Source organism: Phytobacter sp. V91 (genome assembly GCF_965644225.1).
Classification (GTDB): Bacteria; Pseudomonadota; Gammaproteobacteria; order Enterobacterales; family Enterobacteriaceae; genus CBFFRJ01.
In genome coordinates this window covers 1-15,962 of record NZ_CBFFRJ010000117.1, presented here as the reverse complement: position 1 = coordinate 15,962, position 15,962 = coordinate 1, and the positions used below count along the sequence as shown (strand labels likewise).

General features: G+C 52.8%; 16 protein-coding genes. 10 read left to right on the top strand and 6 right to left on the bottom strand.

Annotated features, from left to right (window positions below):
• Positions 1 to 257: 257 nt before the first annotated feature.
• Both ACSZO4_RS19865 and ACSZO4_RS19860 read left to right on the top strand, forming a co-directional pair.
• Complete coding sequence (locus tag ACSZO4_RS19865) at positions 258 to 749, top strand: eCIS core domain-containing protein (RefSeq protein ID WP_437890799.1); 492 nt, start codon at positions 258 to 260, stop codon at positions 747 to 749.
• A 182-nt stretch (positions 750 to 931) separates the two neighbouring features.
• Complete coding sequence (locus tag ACSZO4_RS19860) at positions 932 to 2,275, top strand: hypothetical protein (protein WP_437890797.1); 1,344 nt, start codon at positions 932 to 934, stop codon at positions 2,273 to 2,275.
• A gap of 204 nt (positions 2,276 to 2,479) precedes the next feature.
• Here the strand turns inward: ACSZO4_RS19860 and ychF are convergent, their stop codons facing one another.
• Entirely contained in the window at positions 2,480 to 3,574 is a 1,095-nt protein-coding gene (ychF, locus tag ACSZO4_RS19855; protein ID WP_437890795.1) for a redox-regulated ATPase YchF, read from the bottom strand.
• Between the two features lie 125 nt (positions 3,575 to 3,699).
• Positions 3,700 to 4,284 carry an aminoacyl-tRNA hydrolase gene (gene pth, locus ACSZO4_RS19850; RefSeq protein WP_437890793.1) on the bottom strand — a complete coding sequence of 195 codons (585 nt, stop codon included), beginning with the start codon at positions 4,282 to 4,284 and terminating at the stop codon, positions 3,700 to 3,702.
• Between the two features lie 274 nt (positions 4,285 to 4,558).
• On the opposite strand from pth, the gene ychH reads away from it, so the two are divergent.
• Together ychH and ACSZO4_RS19840 are read left to right on the top strand one after the other, a co-directional pair.
• Positions 4,559 to 4,828: a stress-induced protein YchH gene (gene ychH / locus ACSZO4_RS19845; RefSeq protein WP_437890791.1), complete on the top strand. Its 270-nt coding sequence runs from the start codon at positions 4,559 to 4,561 to the stop codon at positions 4,826 to 4,828.
• 123 nt (positions 4,829 to 4,951) lie between these two features.
• Positions 4,952 to 6,001 (top strand): MerR family transcriptional regulator, encoded by a 1,050-nt coding sequence (locus ACSZO4_RS19840; protein WP_437890789.1) that lies wholly within the window; start codon positions 4,952 to 4,954, stop codon positions 5,999 to 6,001.
• On the opposite strand, the gene dauA is transcribed toward ACSZO4_RS19840, so the two are convergent.
• The 4 genes from dauA to lolB form a co-directional block, all read right to left on the bottom strand.
• Complete coding sequence (gene dauA / locus ACSZO4_RS19835) at positions 5,996 to 7,675, bottom strand: C4-dicarboxylic acid transporter DauA (RefSeq protein ID WP_437890787.1); 1,680 nt, start codon at positions 7,673 to 7,675, stop codon at positions 5,996 to 5,998. The genes ACSZO4_RS19840 and dauA overlap by 6 nt on opposite strands.
• 107 nt (positions 7,676 to 7,782) lie before the next feature.
• Complete coding sequence (prs, locus tag ACSZO4_RS19830; protein ID WP_437890785.1) at positions 7,783 to 8,730, bottom strand: ribose-phosphate diphosphokinase; 948 nt, start codon at positions 8,728 to 8,730, stop codon at positions 7,783 to 7,785.
• A 140-nt stretch (positions 8,731 to 8,870) separates the two neighbouring features.
• Positions 8,871 to 9,725 (bottom strand): 4-(cytidine 5'-diphospho)-2-C-methyl-D-erythritol kinase, encoded by an 855-nt coding sequence (gene ispE, locus ACSZO4_RS19825; protein WP_437890783.1) that lies wholly within the window; start codon positions 9,723 to 9,725, stop codon positions 8,871 to 8,873.
• Positions 9,725 to 10,348: a lipoprotein insertase outer membrane protein LolB gene (gene lolB, locus ACSZO4_RS19820; RefSeq protein WP_437890781.1), complete on the bottom strand. Its 624-nt coding sequence runs from the start codon at positions 10,346 to 10,348 to the stop codon at positions 9,725 to 9,727. Before lolB ends, ispE begins: the two co-directional genes overlap by 1 nt.
• Before the next feature lie 201 nt (positions 10,349 to 10,549).
• Here lolB and hemA point away from each other — a divergent pair, with 201 nt between their 5' ends.
• Genes hemA through kdsA form a run of 6 tightly spaced genes read left to right on the top strand, consistent with a single transcriptional unit; the run spans position 10,550 to position 15,874 of the window.
• On the top strand, positions 10,550 to 11,806 hold the full coding sequence (hemA, locus tag ACSZO4_RS19815) for a glutamyl-tRNA reductase (RefSeq protein ID WP_437890779.1): 1,257 nt from the start codon (positions 10,550 to 10,552) through the stop codon (positions 11,804 to 11,806).
• Positions 11,807 to 11,843: 37 nt separating this feature from the next.
• Positions 11,844 to 12,926, top strand: coding sequence for a peptide chain release factor 1 (prfA, locus tag ACSZO4_RS19810; protein ID WP_437890777.1), 1,083 nt, complete (start codon positions 11,844 to 11,846; stop codon positions 12,924 to 12,926).
• On the top strand, positions 12,926 to 13,765 hold the full coding sequence (prmC, locus tag ACSZO4_RS19805; protein ID WP_437890775.1) for a peptide chain release factor N(5)-glutamine methyltransferase: 840 nt from the start codon (positions 12,926 to 12,928) through the stop codon (positions 13,763 to 13,765). Before prfA ends, prmC begins: the two co-directional genes overlap by 1 nt.
• Before the next feature lie 13 nt (positions 13,766 to 13,778).
• Positions 13,779 to 14,171, top strand: coding sequence for an invasion regulator SirB2 (gene sirB2, locus ACSZO4_RS19800; protein WP_437890801.1), 393 nt, complete (start codon positions 13,779 to 13,781; stop codon positions 14,169 to 14,171).
• A gap of 3 nt (positions 14,172 to 14,174) precedes the next feature.
• Positions 14,175 to 14,984, top strand: a complete 810-nt coding sequence (sirB1, locus tag ACSZO4_RS19795) for an invasion regulator SirB1 (protein WP_437890773.1) — start codon at positions 14,175 to 14,177, stop codon at positions 14,982 to 14,984.
• A gap of 35 nt (positions 14,985 to 15,019) precedes the next feature.
• On the top strand, positions 15,020 to 15,874 hold the full coding sequence (gene kdsA / locus ACSZO4_RS19790; RefSeq protein ID WP_437890771.1) for a 3-deoxy-8-phosphooctulonate synthase: 855 nt from the start codon (positions 15,020 to 15,022) through the stop codon (positions 15,872 to 15,874).
• Positions 15,875 to 15,962: the final 88 nt, after the last annotated feature.

Below are 15,962 nucleotides of genomic sequence, written 5' to 3'. Positions count from 1 at the left end.
TGGGCGGCTCATGGTTTGTCGGCGCCTTTGAGGCGCTCACCCTAAAGCCTCCGGCTCTGCCGGAGGATACTTACTGGTTTATCGCCAACGCTTTTGGCAAAAACGGCCATTCAACGGGGTGAGCGAGTCGTTAATCAGGACGACATTATTACCAGCATTCGCCAGGAATTCAGAAAGAATAACAAAATATTTTTTGAGTGAATGCAGCGTAAGACCGCTGGCGTGAGGCTGGTGGAAACTGAGAATGAGGACGTTTTATGTTTTCCAGACACACGACACAACATCAATCCACCCGACAGGCGGTTTATTCCTCGTCGGTCACGCAGCGCAAGGTGCGTCATGCTGCAATGGCTTTGGAGGATAATCGCGCTGGAACCGTGCAACGACAGCCCAATAAAACCGGACTGCCCGATAACCTGAAAAGCGGGATGGAAAATATCAGTAGCATGAATCTGGACCATGTCAAAGTGCATTATAACTCGGCAAAACCGGCCGCCGTTCAGGCGCATGCCTACGCGCAGGGCAGCGATATTCACCTCGCTTCCGGCCAGGAAAAACATTTACCGCATGAACTGGGACACGTGGTGCAGCAGGCTCAGGGGCGGGTTGCGGCAACGACCTCCGTTGCCGGAATGGCGGTAAATGATAGTCCTGCGTTAGAGCATGAAGCGGATGTGATGGGGGGGGCGGGCGTTGCGGGGGGGTTAGGCTGTTGGGTGGGAGGAATATTTAAGTCAGTGGTGAGGTAATAATGAGGTTGAATGTTAAAAAACGCTCAATAAAATAAATTAAAAGGTTTAGGATATGTATAAACATGTGAAAAAACCTACAGAGAATAAAGGCAGGGTGGCTATTAATTCTGCCGCGCAGAGTGCGAACAGTGGTAAGAAAATTTTTAGGCTAGTGGATAATAGGCCTATAGATGTTATTCATGAAAAAAAACCATGGAATGATACAAAAAGATACATCAATTCAATCCCTGGGTCACGATAAAAAATTAGTGCAACGAGTAACTGATTTTGAGCAACCAAACGATGAGCATTCCACAACTGAAGCCGGAATCTTTGGCATTGGTCCGGCTGGTTGGGTATATTTGGAACAATCACATGCTAATAAAACAAAATATGGATGGGATAAATCTCCTTTAGATAACGGCGAAAATATCTATAGCCTGGAGACATTTTTTGAAGAAGGTTGGAAGACCATGTCAACCGATAATAAGCTAGCCTTGTTATCTGGCTGGGCGGACAATATGTTTTATAGTTTTGATGACGACAAAAACGATAAGGTTAAGATAGAGCTAGAAAATGGAGTAAAGGCATCTGTAATAGTTCAGCGAGAATTTGGAGGTGGTGAGGAAGGATTTATGTATTTCGTAAAATGGGCTAAGAATGAAACCCAGGCTAATACAGAAATGAAAGCCAGTGCGAATAAGGTTATATCAATCAAAGACGACTCTCAAAAGGAAGCATTTTTCCAATCGAAAGGAGGGTTAGTTGGAGTGCTGCAAGAAAATGTTAAACGATTTTATGCAGGAAAACCATTGATTCCAACTTATCTGGCACTCAGGAAAAAAGGGGCGGATTCGGCATCTGATTTTATTCCCAACATGAAGGGAACCCGAGATAAGTCCACTACTTTTACTACTGACAAGGAAATAAGGATGATTTATAAGCTCACCGAGGAAGCTCCTGATCCTAAACTAAATGATATCGCAAAGAAAACTTTCTTTTTTGTTGAGCAAGATGCTACTGATGAAGCTCACCGAATGTTTAAAACAATTCCTTCACCTTGGGCATCCCTGGATACTGATTATAGTAGCCGTTCTACCGAGGATACTGATAACTACGGACCTGATGGGCAACAAAAATGGGCCAGCCGAACCAGAAAGGGAAATCAAATGGCTTATAAAGATAGAATGCAAGACAATATTCCATTGTGGATGAAGGAGCTCAGTGACTATCGAAAAGAACAAGAAAAATTGAGTGTGGATCTAACAGAGATCTCTGGTACGGGAGGGAAACATATCATCACAAGTGATGCAGATAATCTAAATATTAAACGTTCGTTTACAACCCAAATGGGCCAACTAATAGAAAGAATAACATCTATACCTTTCAAAGAACTACGTGATGCTAAGATAAATTACGAAGCAGACGGAGGAGGCATAGAGGTTACAATTTCCCGAGGTGCAGGTGATTATTTAATGATGTTGTCAGTAGCTCAAGCTAATCAATTCAAATATATTGTGAGGCGATATCTTGGTCAAAAATAAAAAATATAATGATGAATTATTAATTGCCATGGAGAGAGGGTAGACATTAATGGGTGTGCTTACACATCTCTATACTCATTTTTAACTACGCTGTGGCGAGATTAAACGAAGCACCATAAAAAAATCCACGCAATTGCGTGGATTTTATATATTTTTTTCATTGTCATGAGATTCAGTAAAACCTCATGAGACAACAAATTCTATTTAGACGTTAAACAGGAAGTTCATTACGTCGCCATCTTTAACGATGTACTCTTTACCTTCTGCACGCATTTTCCCGGCTTCTTTCGCGCCTTGCTCACCTTTGTAGGTGATAAAGTCTTCATAGGCGATGGTCTGCGCGCGGATAAAGCCTTTCTCGAAGTCGGTATGGATTTTACCGGCGGCCTGCGGGGCGGTCGCGCCAACCGGGATGGTCCAGGCGCGTACTTCTTTCACGCCAGCGGTGAAGTAGGTTTGCAGGCTCAGCAGCTCGTAACCGGCACGAATAACACGGTTCAGGCCCGGCTCTTCAATACCCAGCTCAGCCATAAACTCTTCGCGGTCGGCATCGTCCAGTTCAGCGATATCTGACTCAACGGCGGCACATACGGCCACTACCACAGAACCTTCTGCAGCGGCGATTTCACGCACTTTGTCCAGGTACGGGTTGTTCTCGAAGCCATCTTCGTTGACGTTGGCGATGTACATGGTCGGTTTCAGCGTCAGGAAGCTCAGGTATTTGATCGCCGCTTTGTCTTCTTCAGTCAAATTTTTCAGGGCGCGCAGCATACCTGCGTTTTCCAACTGCGGCAGACATTTTTCCAGCGCCGCTTGCTCTGCTTTCGCGTCTTTATCGCCGCCTTTGGCTTTTTTCTGCACGCGGTGCAGGGCGCGTTCGCAGGTATCGAGGTCGGAAAGGGCCAGCTCGGTATTGATTACTTCAATATCATCAGCCGGATCGACTTTATTGTTCACATGAATGATGTTGTCGTTTTCAAAGCAACGCACCACGTGACCAATGGCCTCGGTTTCACGGATATTGGTCAGGAACTGATTACCCAGGCCTTCACCTTTAGACGCGCCTTTCACCAGGCCCGCGATATCCACGAACTCCATGGTAGTCGGCAGAATGCGCTGCGGCTTAACGATTTCAGCCAGCTTGTCCAGACGCGGATCGGGCATCGGTACGACACCGGTGTTCGGCTCAATGGTACAGAACGGGAAGTTAGCCGCTTCAATACCAGCTTTGGTGAGCGCGTTGAACAGGGTGGATTTACCTACGTTGGGCAGGCCAACGATACCGCATTTGAATCCCATGATGTGATTACCTTAAGTTCTGAATAATCAACCTGTTATGTAAAACAGATTGCATAAAAGTTGATAACTTTGCCTATTATACACGTAACCGCTGGATCGCGCGGCAAAAATGCCACGCAAAGGGTTTACTGTGCCTTAAAGGCGTGCAGGCGATTGGTTGCTTTGGTCAGGCCGTCTTTCAGCCATAGCTCGGTGCAACGCACCGCTTCGTCAACCGCTTCGTCGATAAGTTTCTGCTCAGAAACCGGTGGTTTGCCGAGGACAAAACCAACAACTTTGTTTTTATCGCCCGGATGGCCGATTCCAACGCGTAAACGGTGAAAATTCGGGTTATTGCCCAGCTTGCTGATGATGTCTTTTAGCCCGTTGTGCCCGCCATGACCGCCGCCGAGTTTGAATTTTGCGACTCCTGGCGGGAGATCCAGTTCATCGTGCGCCACCAGGATCTCATCCGGATTGATACGATAGAAGGTTGCCATAGCCGCAACCGCTTTGCCGCTCAGGTTCATGAATGTCGTGGGGACCAGCAGGCGTACATCTTCACCGGCAAGCGTCAGGCGTGAAGTATAACCGTAGAACTTTGGCTCCTCGCGCAGCGGCGCACGGAAACGCTCCGCCAGTAAATCCACATACCAGGCACCCGCATTGTGGCGTGTGGCCGCGTATTCCGCTCCCGGGTTTGCCAGCCCGACAATCAGTTTAATCGTCACTTTCTCTTCCTGACCAGGTCAATATCTGGCGCGTAGTTTACGTCGTGCAGCGGCTGAAAACAAAATTCTCAAAGCGAAACGGGAAAACGATAATGATTGCTCTAATGAACCATTAGAATTACAAGCAGTTCAGGGGCTTAAATGTAAACTTTTGTTGCCTGAATATGTGTAATTGTGATCCTAACCGCAATCAATAAAAGACGCCCTGTCTATACTTTGTACATTATTTGACTGGGGTTATTCCCGTTCAACCCATCGTTCCGAAGGTGACACTATGAAACGCAAAAACGCTTCGTTACTCGGTAATGTGCTGATGTGCCTGGGGCTGGTGGTGATGATTGTCGGTGTGAGTTACTCCATTTTAAACCAACTCCCGCAGCTTAACCTGCCGCAATTTTTCGCCCATGGCGCGGTGCTGAGTATTTTTGTCGGCGCTGTACTCTGGCTCGCGGGGGCGCGCGTTGGCGGCCATGAACAGGTGTGCGATAAGTACTGGTGGGTTCGTCACTACGACAAACGCTGCCGTCGTGACAAACACAGCTAACGCCCGGACCCGGTATCAATCAAAGCGGTTTCCACTGGAAGCCGTTTTTTTTTGGCTTTTTTGTTGACCCTCACGTAACGTCAGGCTTCAGAGTCTACGCCACGGGGAAGAGAAGGAGTCTTTATGTTGATTCAGGCTGGTGTTCTGGCGCGGCGCGCAGGGATCACCGTTCGCACATTGCACCACTACGAAACTATCGGACTGCTTACCCCTTCCGCCCGAAGCGCTGCCGGTTACCGCTTATACAATCTCGCTGACGTCAAACGCCTGCATATGATTCAGGTGCTGATTAAGTCGGGAATGGCGCTGGCAGCAATTACGGACTATCTGGCACAGGAGACGCGTCCGCTTGACGCATTACTTAACGAACAAATCAGCTTGCTGGATATGCAAATGCGCAATATTGCAACCCTGCGTGAGCAACTGACGTCGCTAAGAAATACGCTGTCCGGTGGAAACGAACCTGACCTTGAGTCCTGGCTACAGACTCTGGAATTAATGAAAATGTACGATCGCTGGTTTAGTGCTCAGGAATTACAGGAATTACCCTTTGCGTCGCATGACTCTGCGCGCGACAACCTGTGGCAGGATTTGGTGGCGCAGGCCAAAACGCTGATGGCGCAGAACTGCCCGGAGACAGATAACCGGGCGATGACCCTGGCTACCCGCTGGATGTCCCGTCTTGAGCAGGATACGGCCGGGCGGCCGGACTTTTTGACCCGCCTGAATGAAATGCATTTTGTTGAGCCGCAGATGCGGGAGCAAACGGGCATTGATGAGGCGATAATCGGTTACATCACCCGCAGTTTTGCCGAAAGTAAGTTTGTCATCTGGCAACGTTATCTGGATGCGCAAGAGATGGCCTTTACGCGCGCCCACTACTTTGACCGGATCATGGAGTGGCCGCCGCTGGTCGCCCGTTTGCATCAGGCGACCCGCCAGCGCCTGGATCCGGGCAGTGATGAGGCGCAGGCGCTGGTGGAAAACTGGCAGGCTCTGTTTGAATCTTATGCCGGAACCGATCCCCGGACCTGGCAGAAATTTCGCCAGGCCATGGAGCAGGAGCCGCATCTGATGACGGGCACCTGGATGACGACGGAGGTCATCCAGTGGTTGTATCAGGCTATTGGCGTGATGATGTCCCGGCGCTATTCTGCGCCACAGAGATCATAAATCGGCCAGGGCCGCATCACGGTTTGGCCAGAAGGACAAACGCCCAGGGATGGGCTGAACACCCGCTCGCGCCATAGTGCGCAGGGGCTGGAACTCCAGGTTACTGACCCGCAGTTCGGTGCCTTCCGGCAGACGTTTCACGAAGCGTTGGAAGGCATCCAGCCCACCGGCATCAAGCAGCGGTACCGCATCCCACTTCAGCACGACCACCCGTTTACCGGCGATACGCTGGTCAAGCTCGGTGAATAAGCCATCGGCGGCGGCAAAAAACAGGGGGCCAATGACCCGCAGAACCAGCACGTCGGACGGTACTTCCACGTTGACCGGTGCCAGGCGCGTCATCCGCGCAATGCGGCGCATAAACAGCAGGGAAGCGAGCACGATCCCGACGCTTATCGCAATCACCATATCAAACAGTACCGTCAGCGACATGCACATCAGCATGACGATAATGTCGTCCTTTGGCCCGCGACGCAGCAGATTCACCACCTTATGCGCTTCACTCATATTCCACGCCACCATCAGCAGCAGGGCGGCCATAGCCGACAGCGGCAGCCAGGAAAGCAGGGGAGCCAGCACCAGCAGCGCCATGATAACCAGCAGAGAGTGAATAATCGCGGAGACCGGCGAGGTTGCCCCGGCGCGCACATTCGCCGCCGAGCGCGCAATCGCCGCCGTGGCGGTAATGCCGCCGAAGAAGGGGGCGATGATATTGCCCAGTCCCTGGCCGATCAGTTCGCTGTTGGCTTTATGGCGGGTGCTGGTCATGCCGTCGAGGACGACCGCGCAGAGCAGCGATTCAATCGCGCCGAGCATGGCCATTGAAAAGGCGGCGGGCAGCAGCGCCTGTAACGACGCCCAGCTCAGGGTGAAGCTTGAGTTCGGCAGATCCCAGGGTAACACTAGCTGGGGTAACAACTGCGGGATGCCGTTGCCCTGGCTGCCATCGGCCAGCAAATAATGGAACTGCGAGCCAATGGTCGCCACATGCCCGCCCGCCAGATTGACGAGTCCCATCACCGCACAACCGGCAAGCAGCGCGGGCAGGTGTCCTGGCAGGCGAATACGCAACCGCGGCCACAGGATAAGCGTGCCCAGCGTCACCACGCCAATGGCGGCGTCGCCTGGGTTAAACGTCGGTAACGCCATTCCCAGCGCCCCGACTTTTTGCAGGTAGTGCTCAGGCATATGGGCGACCTGCAGGCCAAGGAAATCTTTTATCTGCATCGTCCCGATGGTGATACCAATCCCGGAGGTAAATCCGAGGGTCACGGAGAGCGGAATATACTCAATCAACCGGCCAAAACGGGCAAGGCCGAAGAGGATCAAAAAGAGGCCGGACATCAACGTCGCCACCAGCAACCCGCCCAGCCCGAACTGCTGAGAGACAGGGTAGAGGATAACCACAAAGGCGGCGGTTGGCCCGGAGACGCTGTAACGTGATCCGCCGGACAGGGCAATCACAATACCGGCAACGGCGGCGGTATAAAGGCCATACTGCGGCGCAACGCCACTGCCAATCGCCAGCGCCATGGCGAGCGGAATCGCAATGATCCCGACGGTCACGCCGGCAATCAGGTCGCGCGTAAAGCGGGCGAGCGTGTATTTTTCTTTCCAGCAGGCATCAATAAGCGCACTGAACGGCATTACATGGGATGAAAATAGTTTATTCATGATGGTGTTCTTCCATGAGTACATACAGACACCGGGTTTAACAGGTCATACCAATAAAATACAGCAATAAAAAAACCCGCCGTAGCGGGTTTCTGTGCCGATTTCTGTCAATGTTCGAACATTGCAGAAATGGATTCTTCGTTGCTGATGCGACGAATCGCTTCGGCCAGCATGCCAGACAGAGTCAGCGTGCGGACTTTTTCCAGTGCTTTGATTTCAGGCGTCAGCGGGATGGTATCGCAGACGATGAATTCATCAATCACCGAGTTTTTGATGTTCTGAATCGCGTTGCCGGAGAAGATCGGGTGGGTTGCGTAAGCAAACACGCGTTTTGCACCACGTTCTTTCAGCGCTTCTGCTGCTTTACACAGCGTGCCGCCGGTGTCGATCATGTCATCAACCATCACGCAGTCACGGTCAGCAACGTCGCCGATGATGTGCATCACCTGAGAGACGTTAGCGCGCGGACGGCGTTTATCGATGATAGCCATGTCGGTATCGTTCAGCAGTTTGGCAATCGCACGAGCGCGTACCACGCCACCGATATCCGGAGAAACCACGATAGGGTTATCGAGATTTTTTTGCAGCATGTCTTCCAGCAGGATTGGGCTGCCGAACACATTATCTACCGGAACATCAAAGAAGCCCTGAATCTGTTCAGCATGCAGGTCAACGGTGAGGACGCGGTCAACGCCAACGCTGGAGAGAAAATCAGCAACAACTTTTGCGGTGATTGGCACACGAGCAGAACGCACACGGCGATCCTGACGAGCATAACCAAAGTAAGGAATAACAGCGGTGATACGACCTGCGGAAGCACGGCGCAGCGCATCAACCATTACAACCAATTCCATCAGGTTGTCGTTAGTTGGAGCACAAGTGGACTGGATGATGAAAATATCACCACCGCGTACATTTTCGTTGATTTGTACGCTGACTTCGCCGTCGCTAAAGCGACCTACAGCGGCGTCGCCGAGAGAAGTGTACAGGCGGTTGGCAATACGTTGTGCTAGTTCCGGGGTAGCGTTACCAGCAAAAAGCTTCATATCAGGCACGAGAAGAACCTCAGGCATGCGTCCATTGGTGAATAGAATATGCCAAAAACTGTGCGGGCCAGGCAACATTCTATTCAGGCGGTGTATTAAAGAGCGCGATGCAACGTCTGGAACGAGGTGACGTTGTCACCGAAACTCAGCTACCCGGCAATTTTTTGAGCCAGCGGCGAAAGGTTGACACCCTGCGCCACAAAACCCTGCAATTCTGCCGGGACTTGCTCTAACACCTGACGAGCAGCAAGCTCTGTGTCAAATTCAGCAAAAACACAGGCTCCGGTGCCAGTCAGGCGCGACGGCGCGTATTCTAGCAGCCAGACAAGCGCCTCATCAACCTTACGAAAACGTTTTCTTGCGATAACCTCGCAATCGTTGCTGAATTCACAATTTAGTAACGTTTCTATTGACCGCACTGGGGTGTTTCTTGGAAGTTGCGGATCGTTAAAAATCGCCGGGGTGGCAATGCTGACCCCAGGATGCAGCACCAGATACCATTTTTCTGCTGGCTCAACCGGGGTGAGACGCTCGCCAACACCCTCGGCAAAGGCCGCCCGGCCCCGCACAAACACCGGGACATCCGCCCCCAGTTTCAGGCCTGATTCGGCGAGTTCATCTTCGCTAAGACCGCACTGCCAGAGATGGTTGAGCGCAACCAGCGTGGTCGCTGCATTGGACGATCCGCCGCCCAGCCCACCACCCATAGGAAGCCGTTTTTCGATAGCGATGTCAGCACCGTAGCGCGCTGGCTGACGGCCTTTTGCCTGTGCTGTTGCGATTAATAAACGGGCGGCGCGAACGATAAGGTTATCTTCATCGGCAACACCCGCCACAGGATTGAGCAGACGAATGATTCCGTCCGTCCGCGGCTCAATACTGAGGGTGTCGCCGTAGTCGAGGAACTGAAACAGCGTTTGCAGATTGTGATAACCGTCAGGACGTCGTCCGGTGATATACAAAAACAGATTAAGTTTTGCCGGGGAAGGCCAGTGGGTCATCATTATTTGGCGATCCAGTTATCCATTTTGAGCTTGATTCGCTGATCGCCGTCGCTCAACTCCATACTGGCGGGCAGAGCTGGCTGAGTTTTGCTGTCATAACCGCTGTAAACCACCTTCCAGTTTCTGCCGTCATGGCGGTAGTTAACTTCGCTCAGACGATACTGGTCGTCGAGTTTGTAGTCGGTCGCATCGCCCGGCAGGCCGACAATCCACTGACGCAGACTGTTAAGCGGGATCGGCATTCCGGTCAGTTTGCCAATCAGCTCCTCGGCATCTTCCCCGGTGTAACGCTGACCCTTATTGTCCATCAGTTGCACCACGCCCGGCTGCGCATTCAGCTCAAGTTCCGTGCTGCCCAGCGGATTGGTCAGCAACAAACGATAGCGGTCCTGGCCGGTCTGCTGCCAGAAGAAGCGGGCATAGACTTTTTGCTGGTCGGAAATAAAAGCAAAGGCGCCGCGGGTCTGGAACTGATTAAGCGCCCGCACCTCCTGCTGATGCGCTCGCCATTGCGGCGCATCGGGGCTTTTTCCGGGTTCCTTAGGCGCATTGAGGGTACAGGCGCTGAGCACCAGGCTTGCCAGGGGGAGCAGGCGGATAAGGCGGGAAGTCGGCAAAGTCATAATGATGACAAGTCCTTAAGATAGATTACGGTCAATATGCTTAATGCTAGCGCCGGGCATCGGGAGCGTCTACGTTCAAGTTGTCTTAAATCATTAAATTACCAATTACTCCAAAAGGAGACCCTCTCTTTTATTGACCCCACTCATCCTGTATGATGCGCTCAGTCTAACCTTATCAACGTTGGTACTATTCCCGCACTCATGACCCTTTTAGCGCTCGGCATCAACCACAAAACGGCCCCCGTTTCGTTGCGAGAACGTATTACGTTTTCGCCGGACACGCTTGACCAGGCGCTGGAAAGCCTGCTTGCGCAGCCTATGGTGCAGGGTGGTGTGGTGCTGTCGACCTGTAACCGCACCGAGCTTTATCTGAGCGTTGAAGAGCGGGATAACCTGCATGAATCCCTGGTTCGCTGGCTGTGTGATTATCACCAGATTAGCGAAGACGAGTTACGCCACAGCCTTTACTGGCACCATGATAATGACGCGGTCAGCCATTTAATGCGTGTGGCGAGCGGGCTGGATTCACTGGTGCTCGGCGAACCGCAAATTCTGGGGCAGGTCAAAAAAGCCTTCGCCGATTCGAATCGTGGCCATCTGAATGTCAGTGAGCTGGAGCGCATGTTCCAGAAATCCTTCTCGGTCGCCAAGCGGGTGCGCACGGAGACGGACATTGGCGCCAGCGCCGTTTCTGTTGCCTTTGCCGCCTGTACGCTGGCCCGGCAAATCTTTGAGTCACTCTCGACGGTCACGGTGTTGCTGGTCGGCGCGGGGGAAACCATCGAGCTGGTGGCGCGTCATCTTCGTGAGCATAAAGTCGAAAAAATGATTATCGCCAACCGTACCCGCGAGCGCGCCCAGGCGCTGGCGGACGAAGTTGGGGCAGAAGTGATTTCATTAAGCGATATCGACTCCCGACTGAAAGATGCGGATATCGTGATCAGCTCCACCGCCAGCCCGCTGCCGATTATTGGCAAGGGAATGGTTGAGCGGGCGATGAAAGCGCGCCGCAACCAGCCGATGCTGCTAGTGGACATTGCCGTGCCGCGTGATGTGGAACCCGAAGTGGGCAAGGTCGCGAACGCCTATCTGTACAGCGTTGACGATCTGCAAAGTATTATTCAGCACAACCTGGCGCAGCGCAAAGCGGCTGCGGTACAAGCCGAAACCATTGTGGCCCAGGAGAGCAGCGAATTTATGGCCTGGCTGCGCGCGCAAAGCGCCAGCGAGACGATTCGCGATTACCGTAGCCAGTCCGAACAGGTTCGTGACGAGCTCACAGCGAAAGCGCTGGCGGCCCTGGAGCAGGGCGGTGACGCGCAAGCCATTATGCAGGATCTGGCCTGGAAACTGACCAACCGCCTGATCCACGCACCAACCAAATCTCTTCAGCAGGCTGCCCGTGACGGGGACGATGAACGCCTGCATATTCTGCGCAACAGCCTCGGGCTGGAGTAGCACAACAATCTCTTATAACTAAGGTGCATTTACGCCTATGAAGCCCTCTATCGTTGCCAAACTGGAAGCCCTGCAAGAGCGCCATGAAGAAGTTCAGGCGTTGTTGGGTGATGCGCAAACTATCGCCGACCAGGAGCGATTCCGCGCGTTATCCAGGGAGTATGCGCAATTAAGCGATGTATCGCGCTGTTTTAATGACTGGCAACAGGTTCAGGAAGATATCGAAACGGCCCGCATGATGCTCGACGACCCGGAAATGCGAGAAATGGCGCAGGATGAACTGCTGGATGCGAAAGAAAAGGGCGAGCAGCTTGAGCAGGAGTTGCAAATTCTGTTGCTGCCTAAAGATCCCGATGACGAACGCAGCGCTTTTGTCGAAGTTCGCGCCGGTACCGGCGGTGATGAAGCCGCGCTTTTTGCTGGCGATCTGTTCCGTATGTACAGCCGTTATGCGGAATCACGCCGCTGGCGGGTGGAGATCATGAGCGCCAACGAAGGTGAGCATGGCGGCTACAAAGAGATTATTGCCAAAATAAGCGGCGATGGCGTTTACGGGCGACTGAAATTTGAGTCCGGCGGTCACCGCGTACAGCGTGTGCCTGCCACCGAATCTCAGGGACGCATTCACACCTCAGCCTGTACGGTGGCGGTCATGCCTGAACTGCCGGAAGCCGAACTGCCGGATATCAATCCCGCTGATTTACGTATTGATACTTTCCGCTCCTCGGGGGCGGGTGGTCAGCACGTTAACACCACCGATTCCGCCATTCGTATTACCCACTTGCCGACCGGGATTGTGGTGGAGTGTCAGGACGAACGTTCGCAGCATAAAAACAAAGCCAAAGCCCTGGCCGTGCTGGGCTCGCGCATTCGTGCCGCCGAAGTGGCGAAGCGTCAGCAGGCGGAAGCCTCAACGCGCCGTAACCTGCTGGGCAGCGGCGATCGTTCTGACCGCAACCGTACCTATAACTTCCCGCAGGGTCGAGTGACCGATCACCGCATTAACCTCACCATCTACCGCCTGGACGAAGTGATGGAAGGTAAACTGGATGCGCTGATCGAACCTATCGTTCAGGAATTCCAGGCCGACCAGCTGGCGGCGCTTGCCGGGCAGGATTAATGGACTACCAGCACTGGCTACAGACCGCGATTGCGCGCTTATCAGGCAGTGAAAGTCCGCGTCGCGACGCTGAAATACTGTTGGGGTTTGTCACCGGCCGCGCCCGCACCTTTGTGCTGGCGTTTGGCGAGACGCAGCTGAGCGCGGAGCAACATCAGCAACTGGAAAAACTGCTGGCCCGCCGTGAACGCGGCGAGCCGGTCGCCCATCTTATTGGCGTGCGTGAATTCTGGTCGTTGCCGCTGTTTGTCTCCGCCGCCACGCTTATCCCGCGCCCGGATACCGAATGTCTGGTCGAGCAGGCGCTTAACCGTTTGCCCGCAGAGCCGGTACGGATCCTTGATTTGGGAACCGGAACCGGAGCGATTGGGCTGGCGCTGGCCAGCGAACGCGCGGACTGTCAGGTGACGGCAGTCGACGTTGTGCCGGATGCGGTACAACTGGCGAAACGTAACGCGCAGCATCATGGCATTGAGAATATCACGCTGCTGGAAAGCCACTGGTTCAGTGCGCTGGAAGGCGAGTGTTTTGAGATGATTGTCAGTAATCCGCCCTATATCGATGAGCAGGATCCCCATCTTGCCGAGGGCGATGTCCGCTTTGAACCGCGTTCTGCACTGGTGGCGGCACAAGAAGGACTTGCAGATATCGCGTGGATAATCGCACAATCAAGGCGCTTTTTGCGTCCCGGCGGCTGGCTGCTGATAGAACACGGCTGGCAGCAGGGCAGTGCCGTGCGCACATTGTTTGTTGAGCAAGGATATGGCGAGGTGGAAACCTGTCGGGATTATGGCGGTAATGAACGCTTAACCCTCGCCCGCCTGCCGTTACAGGAGTAACACTGTAATGAATATGAATGTGTATAACGTTCTGATCCACGTACATTTGACGTCAGTTGCGTTGACCATTAGCCTGTTCGTCCTGCGCTACTGGTGGCGTTTTACGCAAAACCCGCGCGGCGATGCCCGCTGGGCGCGAGTGGTACCGCATATTGTCGACACCGTCCTGCTGCTCAGCGGCGCAGGGCTGGTGGTTGTGACAGGCTATATGCCATTTACTGGTAATGGTACATGGCTGACGGAAAAGCTGTTTGGCGTTATCATCTACATCGTTTTGGGTTTCATTGCGCTGGGCCGACATCGCCCGCGCAGCCAACAAACTGGCTTTATCGCCTTTTTGCTGGGGCTGGTGGTGCTGTACATCATCATAAAACTCGCCGCCACAAAGATACCGATACTGGGGTAAGACATGCGGTCGTTAGCCGATTACGAATTTAACAAAGCGCCATTGTGTGATGGGATGGTACTGATTTCCCAACTGGTGCGTGACGACTTTCCGTCGCAGTTTGTGCATGACGAACTGGAGCGACTGTTGAGTCTGGCACGGGAAGAAATTTCCGAGCTTCAGCCGCAGGACTGGCAGCTGGAAAAACTGCTCGAACTGTTTTATGGCGAATGGGGTTTTAAAGATACCCGTGGCGTCTATCGTCTTTCCGACGCGTTATGGCTGGATAAAGTACTCAAAAACCGTCAGGGCAGCGCAGTGTCCCTGGGGGCTATTTTGTTATGGCTGGCGGGGCATCTGGATATTCCATTGATGCCGGTTATTTTCCCGACTCAGCTGATTTTGCGTGCGGAATGGATGGATGGCGAAATGTGGCTTATCAATCCGTTTAACGGCGACACGCTGAATGAACATACGCTGGAAGTGTGGCTGAAAGGCAATATCAGCCCGGTGGCTGAACTGTTTAACGAAGATCTCGATGAAGCGGATAACGCGGAGGTCATTCGCAAACTGCTGGATACGCTGAAATCCGCGTTGATGGAAGAGCAGCAGATGGAGCTGGCATTACGTGCGAGTGAAGCGCTGTTACAGTTTAATCCGGAAGATCCGTACGAGATCCGCGATCGCGGTTTGATTTATGCACAACTTGAGTGTGACCACGTTGCACTTAACGATTTGAATTACTTTGTTGAACAGTGTCCTGAGGATCCGATCAGCGAAATGATCCGTGCGCAAATTAATACTATCTCGCACAAACACATTACACTGCATTAACCCGATTTTATCGACCTACTCTGAAAGGGAATAATATGACTCAAAAAGTGGTTAGCATTGGCGATATCAAGGTTGCCAACGATCTGCCGTTTGTTCTGTTTGGCGGCATGAACGTTCTGGAATCCCGCGATCTGGCGATGCGTATCTGTGAACACTACGTCACCGTTACCCAGAAACTGGGTATCCCGTATGTGTTTAAAGCCTCTTTTGATAAAGCCAACCGTTCCTCAATCAAATCCTACCGTGGGCCAGGTCTGGAAGAAGGGATGAAGCTGTTCCAGGAACTGAAACAGACCTTCGGCGTGAAAATCATCACCGACGTTCACGAAGCAAGCCAGGCTCAGCCGGTCGCTGACGTGGTCGATGTTATCCAGCTGCCTGCCTTCCTGGCGCGTCAGACTGACCTGGTTGAAGCCATGGCGAAAACCGGTGCGGTGATTAACGTTAAGAAACCTCAGTTTGTCAGCCCTGGTCAGATGGGGAATATCGTTGATAAATTCGCCGAAGGCGGCAACGATAAAGTGATCCTGTGTGACCGCGGCAGCAACTTCGGCTACGACAACCTGGTTGTTGATATGCTGGGCTTCAGCGTGATGAAAAGCGTTTCCGGTAACTCCCCGGTTATCTTCGACGTCACCCACGCCCTGCAATGCCGCGACCCGTTTGGCGCTGCGTCCGGCGGTCGTCGTGCTCAGGTGGCAGAACTGGCTCGCGCAGGTATGGCGACAGGTCTTGCCGGTCTGTTTATTGAAGCGCACCCGGATCCAGCCAACGCCAAGTGCGATGGTCCGTCCGCACTGCCGCTGGATAAACTGGAGCCGTTCCTGAAACAGATCAAAGCGATTGACGACCTGGTGAAGAATTTCGACGAGCTCGATACCAGCAACTAAGAAACAAAAAACCGAGCCTGTACATAAAATTGTGTAATTGCCTGATTTTGATATGTTCAATCCAACATCAAAAGCAGGTTAATTTATG